We start from the raw sequence: 19,700 nt of genomic DNA, 5'->3' as shown, positions 1-19,700 counted from the left end.
CAATCGTGCGATCGGGCGATCTTGCGGGATAACCCGGCAGCGCGCAAGTGCGCCGCCGACGCGCGCGGCCTACAGCGTGTCCAGGGGAATCTTGAGGTAGCGCACGCCGTTGTCTTCGGGCGGGGGCAGGTGGCCGGCGCGGATGTTGACCTGGATGGCGGGCAGGATCAGCGTGGGCATGGACAGGGTGGCGTCGCGCCGCATGCGCATGGCCACGAAGTCGTCTTCGGCCACGCCATCGTGCACGTGGATGTTGGCGCGGCGCTGATCGGCCACGGTGGTCTGCCAGGCGGCCTCGCGCCCGGCGGGCGGGTAGTCGTGGCACATGTACAGGCGGGTGTCGCCGGGCAGGCCCAGAAGACGCTGGATGGACTGGTACAGCTGATGGGCGTTGCCCCCGGGAAAGTCGCAGCGCGCGGTGCCTACGTCGGGCATGAACAGCGTGTCGCCCACGAACACCGCGTCGCCGATGCGGTAGGCCATGTCGGCCGGCGTGTGGCCGGGCACGTGCAGGGCGGTGGCCGTCAGCGCGCCGATGCGGAAGGTTTCGCCATCCGTGAACAGATGGCCGAACTGCGATCCATCCAGCGGGAACTGCGGTTCCAGGTTGAAGATCTGCTTGAACACGCCCTGCACCGTGCGGATGCTCTGGCCGATGGCGATGACGCCGCCCAGCTGGCGCTGCAGGTAGGGCGCGGCCGACAGGTGATCGGCGTGGGCGTGGGTCTCCAGCAGCCATTCGGTTTTCAGGCCGTGCTCGCGCACGTAGGCCACGACCCGGTCGGCGCTGGCGGTGCTGCTGCGGCCGGACTTGGGGTCGTAGTCCAGCACCGAATCGATGACGGCGCAGGCGCCGCCCGGCGCGGCCTCATGGACCACGTAGGTGACGGTGGCCGTGGTGGGGTCGAAGAAGGCTTGGATCTGGGGATTCATGGGCAAGGCGCCTTGGCCGCGCGGCGGCCGTCAACATCCATCAATATATATTTTTCAATAATATTGTTGGATAGTTTATACGTCAATATAATGATCAAATCCTGTTTCGCCGATTGATCGCCATCAAATGAATGCCCCCCTGACCGAATGCGAAGTCGCCGTGCTGCGCGAATCCGCCTCCCAGGCCTGCGCGCTGCTCAAGGCGCTGGCCAACGAAGACCGGCTGCTGCTCCTGTGCCAACTGGTGCAGGGGGAGCGCAACGTGGGCGAGCTGGAATCCCTGACCGGCATCCGCCAGCCGACCCTGTCGCAGCAATTGGGCGTGCTGCGTGACGAAGGCCTGGTGGCCACGCGCCGTGATGGCAAGTACGTCTATTACCAGATGGCCAGCTTCGAAGTCAGCCAGGTCATGAAAACCCTTTCCAACCTGTACTGCGGGCGCGCGATGGCGTCGCTGAAATGATGGTCGACTGGGCCGCTTTCACTCCCTGGACGGCTGCATTGGGCGGTCTGTTGATCGGCGCTGCCGCCGTGGGGTTGATGCTGGGAGCCGGCCGCATTGCCGGCATCAGCGGCATCCTGGGCGGCGTGCTTCCTCCCGGGCGGGATAGCGCCTGGCGCCTGGCGTTCCTGCTGGGGCTGGGCGTGTCGCCGTGGCTCTATCGCCTGGCTGCGAACCTGCCTGCCATCAGCGTCGAGGCCGGCACCGGCCGTTTGATCGTCGCGGGCCTGCTCGTGGGCCTGGGCACCCGATACGCGTCGGGCTGCACCAGCGGCCACGGCGTGTGCGGTCTGTCGCGAGGTTCGCCCCGCTCTTTCGTGGCCACCGCGCTCTTCATGGGCGCCGGGTTCGTCACGGTATATGTGGTGCGCCACGTGATCGGAGCCTGACATGCCTGCACTGTTCGCCTTCGCTGCCGGCCTGGTCTTCGGGCTGGGCCTGGTCATCTCCGGCATGGCCAACCCGGCCAAGGTGCTGGGCTTTCTCGACCTGGGCGGGCTGTGGGACCCCTCGCTGGCGTTCGTCATGGGCGGCGCCGTGGCGGTGGCCGCACCGGGCCTGGCCTGGCTGCGCCGCCGCCGTGCCAGCCTGTCCGGCGAACCGCTGCATTGGCCCACCGCGACGCGCATCGACCTGCGGCTGGCGGCGGGCAGCCTGGCGTTCGGCGCGGGGTGGGGGATGGCGGGCTTTTGTCCCGGGCCCGCGCTGGTGGCGGCCGCCGCGGGCGTGCACGAAGCCCTGGTTTTCGTTGCCGCCATGGTCGTCGGCATGGGGCTGTTTTCGGCCATTGAGTATTTCAAGCGCCGGCCCTGAGGGGGCGGCGCCGACTACAGGGAGACAAGCATGCAGACAGCCGCAAAGGCGCAGCGCGATTTCGATGTGGTGGTGGTGGGCGGCGGGTCGGCGGGCATCGGCATCACCGCCAGCCTGCTGCGTCGCCGGCCCGATCTGCGCATTGCCGTCATCGAACCCAGCGACAAGCACTACTACCAGCCGGCCTGGACACTGGTGGGCGGGGGCGCATTCGACATTGCCAAGACCGTGCGTCCGACACGCGCGGTGATGCCGGGCCGGGCCACCTGGCTGCAGGCGGCCGCCGCCGGCTTCGAACCCGAGGCCAACCAGGTCCGGCTGGCCGACGGCAGCGCCGTCAGCTACCAGCAACTGATCGTCTGCCCGGGCTTGCGGCTGGCGTGGGACAAGGTCGACGGCCTGACGGACACGCTGGGCAAGCACAACGTCACCTCCAACTACCGCTTCGACCTGGCGCCCTACACCTGGGAATTGGTGCGCGGCCTGAAGGGGGGCACGGCGCTGTTCACGCAGCCGGCCATGCCCATCAAATGCGCCGGCGCGCCGCAAAAGGCCATGTACCTGGCGTGCGACCACTGGCGCCGCTCCGGCGTGCTGGACCGCATCCAGGTCGAATTCGACCTGGCCGGCGCCGTGCTGTTCGGCGTGCCCACCTTCGTGCCGCCGCTGATGCGCTACGTCGACAGCTACGGCATTTCGCTGGCGTTCAATTCGGCGCTGGTGGCCGTGGACGGCCCGGGCCGCAAGGCCTGGTTCGACGTCAAGGACGCCGAGGGTGCCGTGACCCGGGTCGAGAAAACGTTCGACATGCTGCACGCGGTGCCGCCCCAGGTGCCGCACGATTTCCTGCGCCAGAGCCCGCTGGCGGACGCCGCCGGCTGGTGCGAGCTCGACCCGGCCACGTTGCGCCACGTGCGCTACGGCAACGTCTTCGGCCTGGGCGACGCCATCAGCACCACCAACGCCAAGACGGCCGCGGCGGCGCGCAAGCAGATCGTCACGGTGGCCGAGAACCTGCTGGCGGTGCGGGAGGGCCATGCGCTGCCGGTTGCTTACGACGGCTATGGCTCCTGCCCGCTGACGGTCGAGCGCGGTCGCATCGTGCTGGCCGAATTCGGCTACGGCGGCAAGCTGCTGCCTACGTTCCCGCTGGATCCGACCGTGCCGCGCAAGAGCGCCTGGTTCCTGAAGGCCACGATGCTGCCCTGGATCTACTGGAACGGCATGCTCAAGGGTCGTGAGTGGCTGGCCCGCCCGTTGGGTAACTGAGCGGGGCAGCATGAGTTATTCAGTGACGCTCATCAGCCTGGGGCTGGGCGGCGGCGTGGGCCTGATCCTGGGCCTGACGGGGGCGGGCGGGGCCATCATGGCGGTGCCGCTGCTGGTGTTCGGGCTGCACCTGAACGTGTCGCAGGCCGCACCGATCGCGCTGCTTGCCGTGGGCTTGTCGGCCGCGCTGGGGGCGGCGCTGGGGTTGCGCGCCGGCAAGGTGCGCTACCGCGCCGCCGGCTTCATCGCGGCGACCGGCATCGTCGTGTCGCCGCTGGGCCTGTGGGCCGCCCGGCGGCTGCCCAATGCGCCGCTGGCCATCATCTTTGCCGGCGTGCTGGGCATGGTGGCCTGGCGCATGTGGCGCCAGGGTTCCGGATCGGCCGCCACCACGGCAGCGCCGCCGCGCACGCCGCCCTGCCTGCTCAATTCGGACACCGGCCGCCTGCGCTGGACCGCGCCCTGTGCCCGCGCGTTGGCCGGCACGGGCGTCATCGCCGGATTCCTGTCGGGGTTGCTGGGCGTGGGCGGGGGCTTTGTCATCGTGCCCGCGCTGCGCCGCGCGACCGACCTGCCGATGCAGGCCATCGTCGGCACGTCATTGGCCGTGATCGCGCTCGTGTCGGCCAGCGGCGTGGTAGCCGCGGCCGCGGGCGGCCATCTGGACTGGGCCATCGCGTTGCCGTTCACGCTGGCTGCGGTGGCGGGCATGCTGGCCGGCCGTGCGGTGGCGGATCGTTTCCCGCCGCGGCGGTTGCAGCAAAGCTTCGCGCTGTTCGCGGCGCTGGTGGCCGCGGCAATGCTGGTCAAGGCATTGATGGCGCTGGCCCGCTAGGCGTGCCAGCGCGCCAGGCGCCGGCAAGCCTGCCTTACTCGTAGGTGCGGATGTCGTCGATGACCTTGCCGTCGTTCGGCAGGGCGCCGGCTTCTGCCCATTCCACGTCGCCGCGCAGCTTGGTGACGTCGCGCATGGATTCCGCGATGCGGGCGCTGAGTTCTTCGCCGCGCACCCGCGATTCCACTTTCAGCACCATGCGGTCCGAGCCGGTGGTGCCGCTGATGACCAGCCTGGCCCGCAGGATCTCGGGATGGCGCCGCACCACGTCGGCCACCTGCGACGGATGCACGAACATGCCGCGCACCTTGGTGGTCTGGTCCGCGCGGCCCATCCAACCCTTGATGCGCGTGTTGGTGCGGCCGCAGGGCGAGATGCCGGGCATCACGGCCGACAGGTCGCCGGTGCCGAACCGCACCAGCGGATAGTCGGGGTTGAGCGTGGTGACCACCACTTCGCCGACCTCGCCGTCGGGCAGCGGTTCGCCGGTGCCGGGGCGCACGATCTCGACGATGATGTCTTCGCCCAGCACCAGGCCCTGGCGGGCGGGCGTTTCGAACGCGATCATGCCCAGATCGGCGCTGCCGTAGGCCTGGTAGCCTTCGATGCCGCGTGCGGCCAGCCAATCGCGCAGCGATGGCGGAAAGGCCTCGCCCGACACCAGCGCTCGGCGCAGCGAATCAAGCTTCACGCCCAGTTCGTCGGCCTTTTCCAGGATGATCTTCAGGAAGCTGGGTGTGCCGGTGTAGCCGCTGGGTGCGAGGTCCTGGATGGCGCGCACCTGCTGTTCGGTCTGGCCGGTGCCGCCGGGAAACACGGTGCAGCCCACGGCATGCGCCGCGGTCTCCATCATGGAGCCAGCCGGCGTGAAGTGATAGGAAAAGCAGTTGTACGCCAGCTCACCCGCACGGAAGCCGGCCGCATACAGGGCGCGGGCAAAGCGCCAGTAGTCGGCGCGGGCGCTTTCCGGCTCATAGATCGGGCCGGGCGAGGCGAACACGCGCATCGCTTCGCCCCAGCCGATGGCCGAGAAGCCGCCAAAGGTCTTTTCGGGGCCGGCGGGGCGCGCGGCGTCGTCGCGGCTGTGCTGCTGGCGTTCCAGCAGCTCGTGCTTGCGCAGCACGGGCAGGCGCGCCAGCGCGGCGCGAGACGTGACCGTGGCGGGATCGATGCCGCGCAGCTGCTCGGCAATGGCCGGTGCGCGGGCAATGGCCCGCGCGATGGCGCCGGGCAAGGCTGCCATCAGCTCGCGCTCGCGTTGCTCGGGCGCTCGGGTTTCCAGAACATCGAAAAACTCGGACATGGGATCGCACCCTCTCGTGTGCCGTACTGCGGTGTCGTTGCCGGCGGCAGGCCGGACCGCGCCGGCATGCCGCTCCAGGGATCAGGCCAGCCAGCGTTTGCGGCGGCGGTAGAACTTGTTGTCGCGGAAACTCTTGCGTTCGCCGCTGGAAATGCCCAGGTAGAACTCTTTGACGTCCTCGTTCTGGGCCAGGTCCTGCGCGGCGCCGTCCATCATCACGCGCCCGTTTTCCAGGATGTAGCCGTAGTCGGCATAGCGCAGCGCGATGTTGGTGTTCTGTTCGGCCAGCAGGAAGCTGACGCCTTCGCGCTGGTTCAGGTCGCGCACGATCTCGAAGATCTCTTCGACGATCTGCGGCGCCAGGCCCATCGATGGCTCGTCCAGCAGGATCATGTTGGGGTTGGCCATCAGCGCGCGGCCGATGGCGGTCATCTGTTGCTCGCCGCCCGACGTATAGCCGGCCTGGCTGGCGCGGCGTTGTTTCAGGCGGGGGAAATACTGGTACACGCGGTCCAGCGCGGCGTTCGTGTCGCCCCGGCTGATGTTGCGGGTGTAGGCGCCGGTCAGCAGGTTCTCTTCGATGGTCAGGTGGGCAAAGCAGTGCCGGCCCTCCATCACCTGCACGACGCCGCGCTTGACCAGTTCGGCCGGCGACAGCTTTTCGATGCGCTGGTCGCGGTACTGGATATGGCCCTTGGTGACGTCGCCGCGTTCGCCCTTGAGCAGGTTCGAGATCGCGCGCAGCGTGGTGGTCTTGCCGGCGCCGTTGGCGCCCAGCAGGGCCACGATCTTGCCTTCCGGCACCTGCAGGGAAACGCCCTTGAGCACCAGGATGACGTGGTTGTAGATCACCTCGATGCCGTTCACATCGAGCAGCACCTTGGGGGCGCCGGCGGTAGTAGCGGTAGTGGTTGCTGCGGTCATGGCGTTTCCTGCGGCTTGGTGGCGGCCGACGCGGATGCGCCGGCCGCCGGTTCACATCAGTTCTCGCAAGTGCGGGGCGTGATGTTCTTTTCCTTGGCGTACTTCGCCGCGGCTTCCTTGACCATCGGGTCCAGCAGGGTCTTGTCGGCCTGGTACCAGTCCGAGGCGACCTTGAACTTCGCGCCGTCCCACTGCACGATGCGGGCCCAGTCGTCACCCTTGTGGTTGCTGCAAGAGGTCTTGACCGGACGCATGATCTGGCCAAAGCCCAGCTGGTTCAGGCGGTCCTGGGTGATGTTCAGGTTCTCGAAGCCCCAGCGCACCTGCTCGGGCGTCAGCGCCTTGCCCTTGCCGTACTTCTCCTGCGCGGTGCGGATCGCTTCGACCTGCAGCATCGAAATCATCATGCCGCGGGTATGGGCGATGGTGCCCAGCGTGGTCTTGCCCGATTTGTCCGAACCCTGGCCCTTGTCGTAGACGTACTTCTTCAAGTCGTCGTAGACCTTGTCGTGCTCGGCGCCGCTGTTGTGCACGGTGATGGCGTTGTAGCCCTTGGCGACGTCGCCCAGGTCTTTCACGTCACCTTCCGAGCCGGCCCACCAGATGGCGTACATCTTGTCGCGCGGATAGCCGCTGGCCTGGGCTTCGCGGATGGCGGTCGGGGTCATGATGCCCGCGCTCCACAGCAGCACATAGGCCGGACGGGCCTGGCGGATCTGCAGCCAGGTGGACTTCTGTTCCACGCCCGGCGCGGTCACCGGATACAGCAGCAGCTCGAAGCCTTCCTTGGCGGCGCGCTTCTGCAGCAGCGGGATCGGTTCCTTGCCGTAGGGCGAGTCGTGGTAGACCAGGGCGATCTTCTTGCCCTTGAGCTTGTCCATGCCGCCTTCTTTCTTGGCGATGTCCTGGATCATCACGTCGGCCGCGGTCCAGTACGTGCCCAGGAGCGGGAAGTTCCACTCGAACACGCTGCCGTCCACCGATTGCGACAGGCCGTAGCCCATCGTTTCGACGGGCACCTTGTCGACCATGGCCTTGTCGCTGACCGCGAAGGTGATGCCGGTGGACTGGGTGTCAAAGCCCGATGCGCCGGTGCCCTTGCCCTTCAGGCGTTCATAGCATTCCACGCCACGGTCGGTGGCGTAGGCGGTCTCGCATTCCTCGTAGGTGATCTTGACGCCGTTGACGCCGCCGTCGCGCTCGTTGACCAGCTTCAGGTAATCCAGCTTGCCGTCGGCCCAGGGAATGCCCAGGGGGGCGAAGGACCCGGTGCGGTACACCAGCAACGGAACGAACTGCTCTTCCGCCGCCATCGCCGGCGTGGCCACCGCGGTCACGGCGCCGGCTGCGGCCACTAAGGCTGCCGCCAACTTCAGGTTAAGACGCTTCATCTCCATTTACCTCCTGCGTGGTGTTTGGGTCAATAAACCCTCGGACACCGGGGTTGGCCCGGTCTGGAGCCGGGTATTCAGGATGCGGGCCGCGGCGCTTTTGCCGCCACGGCCCGCAGAAATCAGTGCGAAATCAGTGTGGGAAGGGCCAGATGCGCAGCTTCTCTTTGCCGATGCTCCACAAGCGGGCCAGCCCATGCGGCTCGGCGATCAGGAAGAACACGATCAGCGCGCCGAACACCATGTGTTCGATGTGCGCGGCGGTGTCCACCGACAGCGTCAGCCCCAGCATGTGCGGTACGTTGGTCAGCGCCACCGGCACCAGCACGATGAACGCTGCGCCGAAGAAGCTGCCGATAATGGAGCCCAAGCCGCCGATGATCACCATGAACAGCAGCTGGAACGAGCGGGTCAGGTCGAACGCCAGGGGCTCCCAGGAACCCAGGTGGATATAGCCCCACAGCGCGCCGGCCACGCCCACGATGAACGAGCTGACCGCAAACGCGGTGAGCTTGGCGTACATGGGGCGGATGCCGATGACGGAGGCGGCCACGTCCATGTCGCGGATGGCCATCCACTGGCGGCCGATGGCGCCGCGCACCAGGTTCTTGGCGAGCAGGCTGAAGATCACCACCAGGATCAGCACGAACAGGTACTTTTCCAGGGCGCTCTGCACCGGCAGGCCGAAGGCGGTCAGGGGCGGCACCGACACGTTGCCCGACGACGAATAGTTGGTGAAGAACGGAATCCGCAGGAACGCCCAGTCAACGAAGAACTGCGCCGCCAGCGTGGCCACCGCCAGGTACAGGCCGCGGATACGCAGGCTGGGAATGCCGAAGATGACGCCGACCAGCGTGGCAAAGCAGCCGCCCAGCAGGATCTGGATGATCAGCGGCATGCCCGGAAAGCGCACGCCGAAGTTCCAGGCCGCATAGGCCCCCACCGCCATGAAGGCGCCGGTGCCCAGCGAGATCTGCCCGCAATAGCCCACCAGGATGTTCAGCCCCACCGCGGCCAGCGACAGGATCAGGAACGGAATCAGGATGGCGCGCAGCAGGTAATCGCTGGACAGCGCCGGGATGGCGATGAACGCCACCGCCAGCAACAGCCAGATGAAGATGCGGTCCTGGCGGATCGGGAAGATCTGCTGGTCAGCGCGATAGCTGGTCTTGAATTGGCCGTTTTCGCGATAGAACATGTTTTTATCCTAGAAGGCCGGGTTCAGACGCGGTCGATGATCTTCTCGCCGAACAGCCCTTGCGGACGGAACAGCAGGAACACCAGCGCCAGCACATAGGCGAACCAGATTTCGATGCCGCCACCCACCAGCGACCCCAGATACACCTCGGACAGCTTTTCGCCCACGCCGATGATCAGGCCGCCCAGGATGGCGCCCGGCACGGACGTCAGGCCGCCCAGGATCACCACCGGCAGCGCCCGCAGCGCCGCGGTCGACAGCGTGAACTGCACCCCGAACTTCGACCCCCAGATGATGCCGGCCACCAGCGCGACCAGGCCGGCCACGCACCAGACGATGACCCAGATGCGGTTCAGCGGAATGCCGATGGACTGCGCGGCCTGGTGGTCGTCCGCCACGGCGCGCAGCGCGCGGCCGGTGGAGGTGAACTGGAAGAACAGCGCCAGCACCGCGACCAGCAGCGCCGCGATGACCGCGGCGGTCAGGTCTTCCAGGTTGATCAGCAACCCGCCTTCGAACACCGAGTCCAGGATCATCCACGGGTCTTTCGGCATGCCCACGTTGATGGAATACACCGAGCTGCCGAACGAGATCTGGCCCAGGCCGTCCAGGAAGTAACTGATGCCCAGCGTGGCCATCAGCAGTGTGGTGGCTTCCTGGTTGACCAGATGGCGCAGCACGAAGCGTTCGATCGCCACTGCCAAGAGGAACATCAGGATCGCGCTGACGATGAACGCCAGCACGTTGGCCAGGATCATGTTGTCAAAGCCGAACCAGCGCGGTATCCATTCCGAAAAACGCGCCATGGACAGGGCGGCCACCAGCACCATGGCGCCCTGCGCGAAGTTGAAGACGCCTGATGCCTTGAAGATCAGCACGAAGCCCAGGCCGATCAGGGCATACATCATGCCGCTCATCAGGCCGCCGAATAAGGTCTCTAGAAAAAATCCCATATTCCTTCCCTTAATTCCGTGCAGCCAGCGTGTTTTCTCCCTCCCCCTTGGGGGGAGGGTTAGGGGCGGGGGTGGTTTCCTGCGCTATAGCGTCCTTGGTGACGGCGGCTTCGCCGCCGACGCCAAGGTACGCGCGGATGACGTCTTCGTTGGCGCGGACTTCGTCCGGCTTGCCGTCGCCGATCTTCTTGCCGTAGTCCAGCACCACCACGCGGTCGGAAATATCCATCACCACGCCCATGTCGTGCTCGATCAGGACGATCGTCGTGCCGAACTCGTCGTTCACATCCAGGATGAAGCGGCTCATGTCCTGCTTCTCTTCGATGTTCATGCCGGCCATCGGCTCGTCCAGCAGCAACAGGCGTGGTTCCATCGCCAGCGCGCGGCCCAGGTCCACGCGCTTTTGCAGGCCATAGGGCAGGCGGCCGACCGGCGTCTTGCGAAACGCCTGGATCTCCAGGAAGTCGATGATGTTCTCGACGAACTGGCGGTGTTCGATCTCTTCGCGTTCGGCCGCGCCCAGGCGGAATGCCTGCGACAGCAGGCCGCATTTCATGCGCAGGTTGCGGCCCGTCATGATGTTGTCCAGCACGCTCATGCCCTTGAACAGCGCCAGGTTCTGGAACGTGCGGGCGATGCCCATTTCGGCGGCGCGGCGCGGATTCATGCGCGAAAAGCGCTCGCCGCGGAATTCGATGCCGCCCTGCTGCGGGGTGTAGACGCCGTTGATGACGTTCAGCATCGAGCTCTTGCCCGCGCCGTTGGGCCCGATGATGGCGCGGATTTCGTGTTCGCGCACATTGAAGGAAATGTCCGTCAGCGCCTTGACGCCGCCGAAAGACAGCGAGATGTTCTGCATGTCCAGCATCACGTCGCCGATGCGCTGGTCGCGGTCGTTGTTGCTCATGGTATTTACGCGGCTCGGGCGGTGATGGCGGGAAACGTCTTGACCGGATGGATGCGCAGGTCGGCGGAAATCTTGCCGGTGCGACCGTCCTCGAACTTCACTTCGGTCTCGATGTACTGCGACGACTTGCCGCCGAACAGCGCATCGATCAGCACGCCGTACTTCTGCGCGATGAAGGCGCGCCGCACCTTGCGGGTGCGCGTCAGTTCGTCGTCGTCGGGGTCCAGTTCCTTGTGCAGGATCAGGAAGCGGCTGATCTGCGAGGCCGACAGCTTGGGGTCGGTAGCCAGGTCGGCATTGACCTGTTCGACGCACTCGGCGATCAGCTGGTAGACCTCGTCCTTGCCCGCCAGGTCGGTGTAGCCGGCGTAGGCCAGGCCGCGGCGTTCGGCCCAGTTGCCCACGGCCTCCAGGTCGATATTGATGAAGGCGCACACATCTTCGCGGTCGGCGCCGAAGGCCACCGCTTCCTTGATGTGCTGGAAGAACTTGAGCTTGTTCTCCAGGTACTTGGGCGCGAACAGGCTGCCGTTGGCCAGCTTGCCCACGTCCTTGGCGCGATCGATGATCTTGAGCTGGCCGTCGGTATCCAGGTAGCCCGCGTCGCCCGTGTGGAACCAGCCGTCTGCGCTGCGCGCCTCTTCCGTGGCGGCCGGGTTGCGGTAGTACTCCTTGAACAGGCCCGGGCTCTTGACCAGGATCTCGCCGTTGTCGGCCACGCGGATCTCCACGCCGGCCACGGGCGGGCCGACGGTGTCGTCGCGCACCTGGCCGTCGGGCTGCACGCACACGAACACCGACGTTTCGGTCGAGCCGTAGAGCTGCTTGAGGTTGATGCCGATGGACCGGTAGAACACGAACAGGTCCGGACCGATGGCTTCGCCCGCCGTATAGGCCACGCGCACCCGGCTCATGCCCAGCGCATTGCGCAGCGGGCCGTAGATCAGCACATTGCCCAGCGCGTAGCGCAGGCGGTCCCAGGCGTTGACGGATTCGCCGTCCAGAATGCGCGTACCCACGCGGCGGGCCAGCTTCATGCAGGCCTGGAACAGCTTGCGCTTGATGTAGCCCGCGTCTTCCATGCGGATCATCACGTGCGTCAGCAAGCCTTCCAGCACGCGCGGCGGCGCAAAATAATAGGTAGGCCCGATGTCGCGCATATCGATCGACACGGTATCGGGCGATTCAGGATGGTTCACGGTAAAGCCCGTGACCAGCAGCTGCGTGTACGAAAACATGTTCTGCCCGATCCACGCCGGGGGCAGGTAGGCCAGCACGTCTTCCTGGTCCGTCAGCTTTTCCATGTCCGACACCGCACGAGCGCGGTCGATCAGCGCATGGTGCGTCAGCACTACGCCCTTGGGCTTGCCGGTGGTGCCCGACGTATAGAACATGGCCGCCGCGTCATGCGGTTGCACGGCGGCGACGGCGCGTGCGAAGAAATCGGGATGCTGCGACGCATAGTCGCGGCCCATTGATTCGAGCTTCTCGTACGACAGCAGCATCGCGTCCGTGTAATGCCGCAGGCCGCGCGGATCGTCATACACCACATGCTTGAGCGCGGGGCATTGCTCGCGCACCTCCAGCATCTTGTCGACCTGTTCCTGGTCTTCGACCACCGCCACGCTGATCTCGGCATCCTGCAGCACGTAGACCATTTCCTGCGCCACGGCGTCTTGATAGAGCGGCACGGGAATCGCGCCCAGCGATTGAGCGGCCATCATGGCCATGTACAGGCGAGGGCGGTTTTCACCGATGACGGCCACGTGCATGCCGGGCTTGATGCCCAGCGACGCGAAGCCGTGGGCCACCTGGCGCACGTGCTCCGCCACGTCGGACCAGGTAAGGGTTTGCCAGATCCCCAGGTCTTTCTCTCGTATCGCGGGCCGCGACCCGCGCACGTTGGCATGCGCGAACAGCAGCGCTGGAAAGGTGTCCAGCGCGGCCGGCACCTGTGCAGATGCGGGCGATGAATGTGCCACGTTGTCTCCTCCGGTTTGGGCGCGTCGGGCCGGCAGCCGCGAGTTGCGGCGCGGGCGATATCGCGCTTGACCAGTTGGTTTTAGATTTACGGCAGGAGTTAAGGTATAAGGTTGGGTTGCTACCAACTGTCACCATCGCGACATTCAAGGAACTTTTAGGGTATTCCCGATGCAGCTATCCGACTCCCTGCAACTTGCCGCGGCCTGGTTTCGCGTGCTCAACGCCGAGCAGCAAGCGCGCGTCGAGCGAGACCTGTCCGTGCAGCAAGCGGCCGCTGGGTCGATCATAGAGCGCAAAGGCGAACTCGCCCAGGCATGGATCGGCGTGCTGGCCGGCCTGGTGAAAGTATCGGTGGGCAACGCCGAAGGCAAAGTCGCGTCGCTCACCGGCGTGCCCGCTGGCGGCTGGATCGGCGAGGGTTCGCTGCTCAAGCGCGAAGTCCGCAAGTACGACATCGTGGCGCTGCGCGATTCCGTCGTCGCCCGCCTGCCCGCCGCCACCTTCGACTGGCTGCTCGACACCAGCATCCCGTTCAATCGCTACCTGCTGCACCAACTGAACGAGCGGGTCGCGCAATTCATCGGCAAGGCTGAATACGACCGCCTGCTCGACCCCGATGCCCGCGTGGCCCGCTGCCTGGCCGAACTGTTCAACCCCCTTCTGTATCCCGGCATGGGCATGCGCCTGACCATCACCCAGGAAGAGGTCGGTTACCTGGCCCGCGTCTCACGCCAACGGGCCAACCAGGCCCTGCGCAAGCTGGAAGAGGCGGGCCTCTTGAACGTCGAATACGGCGCCGTGCGGGTGCTGGACCTGGACGGCCTGAAACAATACGGCTCGGACCGCAGCGCCGTGGAAGGCGAGCACGTCGCCTGATCCCGGACAGGCTCCGGCCCATCCGATCCTGGAAAACCCTGGTACCGCACAGCCGCAAAAAAAAACTTGACGATAAATAGTGCGCTATTTAATATTGCGCAATGAAATCCAGATCCCAGCCGAAAGGCGCCTTCAACCCGCTGCTGCTAGACAGCCAATTGTGTTTCGCCCTGTACTCGACCTCGCTGGCGATGAACAAGGTGTACCGCAAGCTGCTGCGCGGCCTGGATCTGACCTACCCGCAATACCTGGTCATGCTGGTGCTGTGGGAAGGCGACGAAATCACGGTTACCGACATCGGCGAACGCCTGTTCCTGGACTCGGCCACCCTTACGCCGCTGCTCAAGCGGCTGGAAGCAGCGGGCCTGGTCACCCGCAAGCGGGCCCAGGAAGACGAACGCCAGGTCATCGTGACCCTCACCAAACAAGGCCGCGACCTGCGCAACCAGGCCGAAGCCGTGCCCCACGCCATCGCAGAAGCCGCCCAGTGCTCGCTGCAGGAAGCCCAGGGCACCATGAAAGCGTTGCACGAATTGCGGGAAAAGCTGGTCAGCAGTCTTTGAACCTTAGTCTTTGAAGTGGATGATGGCGGGTGCCGTCATCCGGCATTAAAGATAGCGCACGATGAAATTGTGTGCTATTTAATTAGGAAAGGCCGAGTCGGGAACGGTCCCGCCAGCCTGGCAGTCCCACCACAACCTTCCAAAAGGAACGCATCATGTCCATCGAAAAAGTCCTGTACCGCGCCCACGCCCACGTCACCGGCGGCCGTGAAGGCACCGGCGTATCCAGCGACGGCAACCTGAACGTCAAACTGACCACCCCCAAGGAACTGGGCGGCGCCGGCGCGGCCGGCACCAACCCCGAACAACTCTTCGCCGTCGGCTACTCCGCCTGCTTCATGGGTGCGATGAAGTTCGTCGCCGGCCGCGACAAGATCGCCATGCCCGCCAACGCCACCATCGATGGGTCTGTGGGTATCGGCCCGATCCCGACCGGCTTTGGCATCGAAGCGGAACTGAAGATTTCCCTGCCCGGCATGGATCGCGCCGAAGCAGAGAAGCTTGTCTCCGCCGCTCACATCGTCTGCCCTTACTCGAACGCTACGCGTGGCAATATCGATGTGACGCTGACGATCGAAGTCTGAGGGAATTTGTTTTGATCGCTGCGCGCGATCTGGGGCGCGGCCTGATTGGGCAGACGGGGTTACTTAGGTAGCGCAGTTAGTTCGTAGGCCGCTTCTCGGGGCTGCTGGCTTGTGGGCGAGCGCCCACGATTGCGGTCCGGAGCCTTCGCTCCGGACTTCCCCTGCGTCATCCTCGTCCAGGCCTTCGGCCTTCCCTACGGATTCCCTCGGGCGCATCGAGGTTGCTCGCCCACAAGCCAGCAGCCCCGAGAAGCTACCGTTTTCGAGAAATGGGGCGTTGCCAGGCCGGGGTGTGGGGGGAGAGGTTTGCGTCGCTCGCCCCAGGCCGGCCGCGCGGGCGGCCTTGTGGGGCTTCGGCACTGTGCGGCGTCGTGACGATGTGCGCTGCGCGCTTGCGTAGCGCGCTTTGTCTGCCAGCATCATCTATACCGTGCGACCCGGGCTGATTCTTGTGTTTGTCGGCGCTACCCGTGAGGCATGATCTGGGCTGATGCCCGTGTAGGTCGACGTTGCCGACGGGGCACGACCCACGCCAGCAAGTCACCGCCACCCCCCCTTGAACGGCATCACTCCCTTCACCAGCACAAAGACTCACCGTACGCTCACAGCGTTCATCACCGCGACACCTCCACTAGCGTGCAGCGTCACCACCGGACGCAAGACACCGCGTAAGCCCCAAAAGGCCGCCCGCGCGGCCGGCCTGGGGCGGGCCCCGCAAGATCTTTGGCGGTGCGCCAGCGCAACAAAAAGACGTCAAGCACGCAGCCCGTCCCAGCAACGCAAGAACCAAAGCAATCCTGAGCCCGGGGCGTCGGCTGCCCGCGGAGGGCGGGGCGTGTAGATGCGCCCGAGGGAATCGGAAGGCAGTCGCCGAAGGCGACAACGACGATGACAAAGGGGGGGGCCGCCGAGGCCAGTCCGGAGCGAAGGCTCCGGACCGCAATCGTAGCCCCGCCCTCCGCGGGCAGCCGACGCCCCGGGCGGCAGAAGAACACCACCCAAGGCCAGCAACCAATCCTCAGTGCCCCCCACCCAGATAAGCCGCCACCACCGCCGGATCATGCTTGAGCTTCTCAGCACTTCCATGCACTGAAATCCGCCCGTTCTCCAGCACATATCCGTAATCGGCTACGTTCAATGCGGCTGCTGCGAACTGTTCAACCAACAACATCGTCACGCCTTCGTCCTTCAGGCGCGCAATGATCCGGAAAACCTCTTCCACCAGGATCGGCGCCAAGCCCATCGACGGCTCATCCAGCAGCACCAGCTCTGGATTCAGCATCACCGCGCGCGCCATGGCCAGCATCTGCTGCTCGCCGCCCGACAGCGTTCCCGCCAGTTGCTCCCGCCGCTCCTTCAGCCGCGGAAACAGATCCATCGCCCGGCCCAGATCCGCCTGCACATCCCCTTTAGGCCGGCTGCCCGTCAGCCGCGGAAACGCACCCAGCAGCAGATTGTCCGTCACCGACAGCGTCGGGAATACCCGCCGGCCTTCCGGTGAATGCGCCAGCCCCAGGCGGGCAATGCGATGCGACTCCAGCCCGTCGATCCGTTTGCCGCTCAACGTCACCTCGCCCGCCGTCGGCCGGATCATCCCCGACAGTGCCCGCATCGTCGTCGTCTTCCCGGCTCCGTTCGAGCCGATCAACGTCACCACCTTCGCCTTCGGGACCTCCATGCTGATGCCGTGCAGCACCTTCACCTTCCCGTAGCCCGCTTCCAGATTCTTGATCGATAGCATGTTGTCGTCCTTGGCGTCAGGCGGGCGCACCGCCCAGATACGCCTCGATAACCTTGGCGTTGCTCTGCACTTCGTTCGGCAGGCCTTCGGCGATCTTCTGGCCGAAGTCCAGCACCGACACCGTGTCGCACACTCCCATCACCACATCCATGTGGTGCTCGATCAGGATCAGCGTAATGCCGTGATCGCGCACCTTGCGGATGATGGCCAGCAGCTCGACGATGTCCGGCGCCGTCAGGCCGGCCGCCGGTTCATCCAGCAGCAGCAGTTGCGGGTCCAGCGCCAGTGCACGGGCGATTTCCAGCAGGCGTTGCTTGCCGTAGGGCAGATTGCGCGCCTCTTCGCTGGCCATCGTGTCCAGCCCCACGAATTCCAGCAGCGCCAACGCACGGGCGCGTGCGCCTTGCTCCTCGCCCTTCCACTTGGGCGTGCGCAGCGCAATGCCCGCCAGCCCCGTCGTGAACGTATGGTGCAGCCCCACCAGCACGTTCTCCAGCGCCGTCATCTCGCCGAACAGCTGCACGTTCTGGAACGTACGCGCAATGCCGGTGGCCGCGATATCGGCAGGCGCCAGGCCCACCAGCGACTTGCCCGAGAATTCCACCGCGCCCGCCGTCGGCACGTAGATGCCCGTCAGCACGTTCATCATCGTGCTCTTGCCCGAGCCGTTCGGACCGATCAGCCCGTGGATCGTGCCGCGCTTGACCGTCAGGTCCACCTGGTTCAGCGCCTTCAGGCCGCCGAACTGCATCAGCACGCCCTTGGCCGCGAGCAGGGTTTCGCCCTTGCCCTTGGCCGCTTCCGGCACCGCATCCTGTTCCTTCACCAGGTCCTTCTTCACCGACAGCGCCGCGCGGCGGGTCGAGAAGAACAGGTTGCGCACGAAGCCCACGATGCCGTCGGGCAGGTAGTACACGACGAACAGGATCATGGCGCCGAAGATCGTCAGGCGCCAATCCGTCACTGCATCCAGCCAATACGAGAACGCCGCCAGCAGGACCGTACCCACCACCGGCACCGCCACCCGGCGCGCCTCGGCACGGCCCTTGGAAACGGCCACCGCGCTACCCACCGTCACCAGGATCGCCACGCCCAGCGCGATCAGGCGGAAAGTGCCGATGTCGTCCAGCATCTTGGGCAGCAGCACGATGATTGACGCACCCAGCAGCGCGCCCGTGCGGCTCTTGCGTCCGCCCATGATGATCGCCAAGAGGAACAGGATCGTCAGTTCGAAGTTATAGGTGTTGGGCGAAATGTACTGTTCCGAATACGAATACAGCGCCCCTGCCAGGCCGGCGAACCCGGCGCTGATCACGAACGCGAACACTTTGTGCCGGTAGACCGACACGCCCATGCAGTCCGACGCGATCGGGCTGTCGCGCAAAGCTTCGAACGAGCGGCCCAGGTGCGACTTCAGGATACGGTGCACCACGATCAGCGACAGCACCAGCAGCGCCGCGACCAGCCAGAAGTACTCGCTCTTGGTCAGGATGTGCCCGCCGATCGACGGCTTGGGAATCTTGATGCCCAGCGGCCCTTCGGTCATGAAGGTCATCTCGTTGATCAGGATCTGGATGATCGTGCCGAACGCCAGCGTCACCATCGCCAGGTACGGCCCCGTCACCCGCAGCGCCGGCAACGCCAGCACCGCGCCGAACGCCGCCGCGATCAGGATGGCGGCGGGCAGCGTCACCCAGATGGGCATCTGCAGATGGAAGAACAGCACGCCGGCCACATACGAGCCGATGCCGAACAGGCCGGCGTGGCCCAGCGACACCTGGCCGGTATAGCCCACCACGATATCGAGCCCGAACAGCAGGATCGAATAGATCATGATCGTTTCGATCAGGTGCAGGTAATACGTGTTGGTCACGCCCAGCGGCACGGCGGCCAGGCAGGCCACGGCCACGATGGAAAGCAATAGGTGCAGGGGTTTCATCGCTTACACCTTCTTGATCGCGGTCTTGCCGAACAGGCCGGCGGGCTTGAAGGTCAGTACGAGCAGCAGCAGGACCAGTCCCGGCACGTCTTTGTACCCCGTCGAAAGATAGAAACCGGTGGTCGTTTCGGCGATCCCCAGGATCAGCCCGCCCACCACCACGCCCATGCCGCTGGACAGGCCGCCGATGATGGCAACCGCGAAGGCCTTCAGGCCCAGCACCGCGCCCATGGTGGCGCCGGTCAGCGTCAGCGGCGCCACCAGCACGCCCGCGAAGGCGGCGGTCAGCGACGACAGCGCGTACGAAAACGTGATCACCATGCCGGTGTTGATGCCCATCAGGCCGGCGGCATCGCGGTCGTTCGACGTCGCAACGAACGCCTTGCCGTAGATCGATTTGCGGTTGAACACCTCCACCAGCAGCATCATGGCCAGCGCGCCGAACACCACCAGCAGTTCCATCGGCAGCACGTTGGCGCCCAGCACCTGGATGGGCGCTTCAGGCAGCGGCGAAGGAAAGCGCAGGTCGTCGCGGCCCCAGATGTTCTCGGCGACGTTCTTGAAAATGATGCCCAGGGCGATCGTGGCCATGATCCAGCCGAATTCCGACCGGCTCTTGATGGCGGGTCGCACGCCGATGCGTTCGACCAGTGCGCCCTGCGCGAATCCGAAAATGCAGACGATGGGAATCATCACCCAGTAGTTCACACCCAACCCGACGAGCGTCAGCCCGACCAGCGCGCCCAGCATCAGGGCTTCGCCCTGGCCGAAGTTCAAGGTGCCTGAAGTGGCGAAAGTGAGCTGGTACCCGAACGCGATGACGGCATAGATCATGCCTAGCGCGATACCGCTGTAGATAAGCTGTAGAAGAATCATGGTGTTTTTCGTGAGGCGCTTTGGTCCGGCCCAACCCCCTTGGGCAGAACGCTGTTGTCAGGCGGCTGCAGGCCGGCGCCCCGGGTGGGAGGCGCCGGCGGCGGCGGCCG

At 65.6% G+C, this 19,700-nt stretch carries 19 protein-coding genes; 8 read left to right on the top strand and 11 right to left on the bottom strand.

Features of this window, described 5'->3' with window-relative positions; genetic code table 11:
* Positions 1 to 69 precede the first annotated feature (69 nt).
* Complete coding sequence (locus ACUDP5_RS28110; protein ID WP_445657789.1) at positions 70 to 933, bottom strand: MBL fold metallo-hydrolase; 864 nt, start codon at positions 931 to 933, stop codon at positions 70 to 72.
* Between the two features lie 127 nt (positions 934 to 1,060).
* Between ACUDP5_RS28110 and ACUDP5_RS28105 the strand changes: the two genes are divergently transcribed.
* From ACUDP5_RS28105 to ACUDP5_RS28085, 5 genes are read left to right on the top strand one after another with little or no spacing between them, the layout of a single operon-like run.
* Positions 1,061 to 1,396 carry an ArsR/SmtB family transcription factor gene (locus ACUDP5_RS28105; RefSeq protein ID WP_263912928.1) on the top strand — a complete coding sequence of 112 codons (336 nt, stop codon included), beginning with the start codon at positions 1,061 to 1,063 and terminating at the stop codon, positions 1,394 to 1,396.
* Complete coding sequence (locus ACUDP5_RS28100) at positions 1,393 to 1,824, top strand: YeeE/YedE family protein (protein ID WP_445657788.1); 432 nt, start codon at positions 1,393 to 1,395, stop codon at positions 1,822 to 1,824. Before ACUDP5_RS28105 ends, ACUDP5_RS28100 begins: the two co-directional genes overlap by 4 nt.
* A 1-nt stretch (position 1,825) precedes the next feature.
* Entirely contained in the window at positions 1,826 to 2,248 is a 423-nt protein-coding gene (locus tag ACUDP5_RS28095) for a YeeE/YedE family protein (protein WP_263912926.1), read from the top strand.
* A 30-nt stretch (positions 2,249 to 2,278) separates the two neighbouring features.
* On the top strand, positions 2,279 to 3,517 hold the full coding sequence (locus ACUDP5_RS28090) for an NAD(P)/FAD-dependent oxidoreductase (RefSeq protein ID WP_445657787.1): 1,239 nt from the start codon (positions 2,279 to 2,281) through the stop codon (positions 3,515 to 3,517).
* Positions 3,518 to 3,527: 10 nt separating this feature from the next.
* Positions 3,528 to 4,352, top strand: a complete 825-nt coding sequence (locus ACUDP5_RS28085) for a sulfite exporter TauE/SafE family protein (RefSeq protein WP_263912924.1) — start codon at positions 3,528 to 3,530, stop codon at positions 4,350 to 4,352.
* A 34-nt stretch (positions 4,353 to 4,386) separates the two neighbouring features.
* Here the strand turns inward: ACUDP5_RS28085 and ACUDP5_RS28080 are convergent, their stop codons facing one another.
* The 7 genes from ACUDP5_RS28080 to ACUDP5_RS28050 all read right to left on the bottom strand — a co-directional run bounded on the left by ACUDP5_RS28080 (position 4,387) and on the right by ACUDP5_RS28050 (position 13,010).
* Complete coding sequence (locus ACUDP5_RS28080; RefSeq protein ID WP_445657786.1) at positions 4,387 to 5,655, bottom strand: phenylacetate--CoA ligase family protein; 1,269 nt, start codon at positions 5,653 to 5,655, stop codon at positions 4,387 to 4,389.
* Positions 5,656 to 5,736: 81 nt separating this feature from the next.
* Positions 5,737 to 6,579, bottom strand: coding sequence for an ABC transporter ATP-binding protein (locus ACUDP5_RS28075; protein WP_263912923.1), 843 nt, complete (start codon positions 6,577 to 6,579; stop codon positions 5,737 to 5,739).
* A 56-nt stretch (positions 6,580 to 6,635) separates the two neighbouring features.
* Positions 6,636 to 7,976, bottom strand: coding sequence for an ABC transporter substrate-binding protein (locus ACUDP5_RS28070; protein ID WP_263912922.1), 1,341 nt, complete (start codon positions 7,974 to 7,976; stop codon positions 6,636 to 6,638).
* 127 nt (positions 7,977 to 8,103) lie between these two features.
* A complete protein-coding gene (locus tag ACUDP5_RS28065; protein ID WP_199165343.1) occupies positions 8,104 to 9,168 on the bottom strand; it encodes a branched-chain amino acid ABC transporter permease in 1,065 nt (354 codons plus the stop codon).
* Positions 9,169 to 9,191: 23 nt separating this feature from the next.
* Positions 9,192 to 10,121 (bottom strand): branched-chain amino acid ABC transporter permease, encoded by a 930-nt coding sequence (locus ACUDP5_RS28060; RefSeq protein ID WP_263912921.1) that lies wholly within the window; start codon positions 10,119 to 10,121, stop codon positions 9,192 to 9,194.
* A 10-nt stretch (positions 10,122 to 10,131) separates the two neighbouring features.
* Entirely contained in the window at positions 10,132 to 11,028 is an 897-nt protein-coding gene (locus tag ACUDP5_RS28055) for an ABC transporter ATP-binding protein (RefSeq protein WP_263912920.1), read from the bottom strand.
* A 5-nt stretch (positions 11,029 to 11,033) separates the two neighbouring features.
* Positions 11,034 to 13,010 (bottom strand): AMP-binding protein, encoded by a 1,977-nt coding sequence (locus ACUDP5_RS28050; RefSeq protein ID WP_263912919.1) that lies wholly within the window; start codon positions 13,008 to 13,010, stop codon positions 11,034 to 11,036.
* Positions 13,011 to 13,179: 169 nt separating this feature from the next.
* On the opposite strand from ACUDP5_RS28050, the gene ACUDP5_RS28045 reads away from it, so the two are divergent.
* From ACUDP5_RS28045 to ACUDP5_RS28035, 3 genes are all read left to right on the top strand, one after another.
* Complete coding sequence (locus ACUDP5_RS28045; protein ID WP_263912918.1) at positions 13,180 to 13,887, top strand: Crp/Fnr family transcriptional regulator; 708 nt, start codon at positions 13,180 to 13,182, stop codon at positions 13,885 to 13,887.
* 101 nt (positions 13,888 to 13,988) lie between these two features.
* The gene (locus ACUDP5_RS28040) at positions 13,989 to 14,450 is read left to right on the top strand and encodes a MarR family winged helix-turn-helix transcriptional regulator (RefSeq protein ID WP_263912917.1); all 462 of its coding nucleotides are present in this window, start codon (positions 13,989 to 13,991) and stop codon (positions 14,448 to 14,450) included.
* Positions 14,451 to 14,605: 155 nt separating this feature from the next.
* Positions 14,606 to 15,034 carry an organic hydroperoxide resistance protein gene (locus ACUDP5_RS28035; RefSeq protein ID WP_445657785.1) on the top strand — a complete coding sequence of 143 codons (429 nt, stop codon included), beginning with the start codon at positions 14,606 to 14,608 and terminating at the stop codon, positions 15,032 to 15,034.
* 1,018 nt (positions 15,035 to 16,052) lie between these two features.
* Here ACUDP5_RS28035 and ACUDP5_RS28030 read toward each other — a convergent pair.
* The 3 genes from ACUDP5_RS28030 to ACUDP5_RS28020 are packed head-to-tail and all read right to left on the bottom strand — an operon-like array spanning position 16,053 to position 19,590.
* The gene (locus ACUDP5_RS28030; protein ID WP_183005369.1) at positions 16,053 to 16,775 is read right to left on the bottom strand and encodes an ABC transporter ATP-binding protein; all 723 of its coding nucleotides are present in this window, start codon (positions 16,773 to 16,775) and stop codon (positions 16,053 to 16,055) included.
* Between the two features lie 16 nt (positions 16,776 to 16,791).
* A complete protein-coding gene (locus tag ACUDP5_RS28025) occupies positions 16,792 to 18,714 on the bottom strand; it encodes a branched-chain amino acid ABC transporter ATP-binding protein/permease (protein ID WP_445657784.1) in 1,923 nt (640 codons plus the stop codon).
* Positions 18,715 to 18,717: 3 nt separating this feature from the next.
* Complete coding sequence (locus ACUDP5_RS28020; protein WP_445657783.1) at positions 18,718 to 19,590, bottom strand: branched-chain amino acid ABC transporter permease; 873 nt, start codon at positions 19,588 to 19,590, stop codon at positions 18,718 to 18,720.
* Positions 19,591 to 19,700 lie beyond the last annotated feature (110 nt).

It is taken from the genome of Achromobacter sp. NCFB-sbj8-Ac1-l, assembly GCF_052695805.1.
This window is presented reverse-complemented; position numbering and strand designations above follow the sequence as displayed.

Coding starts and splice junctions, on each gene's coding strand:
- ACUDP5_RS28110 (WP_445657789.1), bottom strand. CDS start 933: ATGAATCCCCAGATCCAAGCCTTCTTCGACCCCACCACGGCCACCGTC.
- ACUDP5_RS28105 (WP_263912928.1), top strand. CDS start 1,061: ATGAATGCCCCCCTGACCGAATGCGAAGTCGCCGTGCTGCGCGAATCC.
- ACUDP5_RS28100 (WP_445657788.1), top strand. CDS start 1,393: ATGATGGTCGACTGGGCCGCTTTCACTCCCTGGACGGCTGCATTGGGC.
- ACUDP5_RS28095 (WP_263912926.1), top strand. CDS start 1,826: ATGCCTGCACTGTTCGCCTTCGCTGCCGGCCTGGTCTTCGGGCTGGGC.
- ACUDP5_RS28090 (WP_445657787.1), top strand. CDS start 2,279: ATGCAGACAGCCGCAAAGGCGCAGCGCGATTTCGATGTGGTGGTGGTG.
- ACUDP5_RS28085 (WP_263912924.1), top strand. CDS start 3,528: ATGAGTTATTCAGTGACGCTCATCAGCCTGGGGCTGGGCGGCGGCGTG.
- ACUDP5_RS28080 (WP_445657786.1), bottom strand. CDS start 5,655: ATGTCCGAGTTTTTCGATGTTCTGGAAACCCGAGCGCCCGAGCAACGC.
- ACUDP5_RS28075 (WP_263912923.1), bottom strand. CDS start 6,579: ATGACCGCAGCAACCACTACCGCTACTACCGCCGGCGCCCCCAAGGTG.
- ACUDP5_RS28070 (WP_263912922.1), bottom strand. CDS start 7,976: ATGGAGATGAAGCGTCTTAACCTGAAGTTGGCGGCAGCCTTAGTGGCC.
- ACUDP5_RS28065 (WP_199165343.1), bottom strand. CDS start 9,168: ATGTTCTATCGCGAAAACGGCCAATTCAAGACCAGCTATCGCGCTGAC.
- ACUDP5_RS28060 (WP_263912921.1), bottom strand. CDS start 10,121: ATGGGATTTTTTCTAGAGACCTTATTCGGCGGCCTGATGAGCGGCATG.
- ACUDP5_RS28055 (WP_263912920.1), bottom strand. CDS start 11,028: ATGAGCAACAACGACCGCGACCAGCGCATCGGCGACGTGATGCTGGAC.
- ACUDP5_RS28045 (WP_263912918.1), top strand. CDS start 13,180: ATGCAGCTATCCGACTCCCTGCAACTTGCCGCGGCCTGGTTTCGCGTG.
- ACUDP5_RS28040 (WP_263912917.1), top strand. CDS start 13,989: ATGAAATCCAGATCCCAGCCGAAAGGCGCCTTCAACCCGCTGCTGCTA.
- ACUDP5_RS28035 (WP_445657785.1), top strand. CDS start 14,606: ATGTCCATCGAAAAAGTCCTGTACCGCGCCCACGCCCACGTCACCGGC.
- ACUDP5_RS28030 (WP_183005369.1), bottom strand. CDS start 16,775: ATGCTATCGATCAAGAATCTGGAAGCGGGCTACGGGAAGGTGAAGGTG.
- ACUDP5_RS28025 (WP_445657784.1), bottom strand. CDS start 18,714: ATGAAACCCCTGCACCTATTGCTTTCCATCGTGGCCGTGGCCTGCCTG.
- ACUDP5_RS28020 (WP_445657783.1), bottom strand. CDS start 19,590: ATGATTCTTCTACAGCTTATCTACAGCGGTATCGCGCTAGGCATGATC.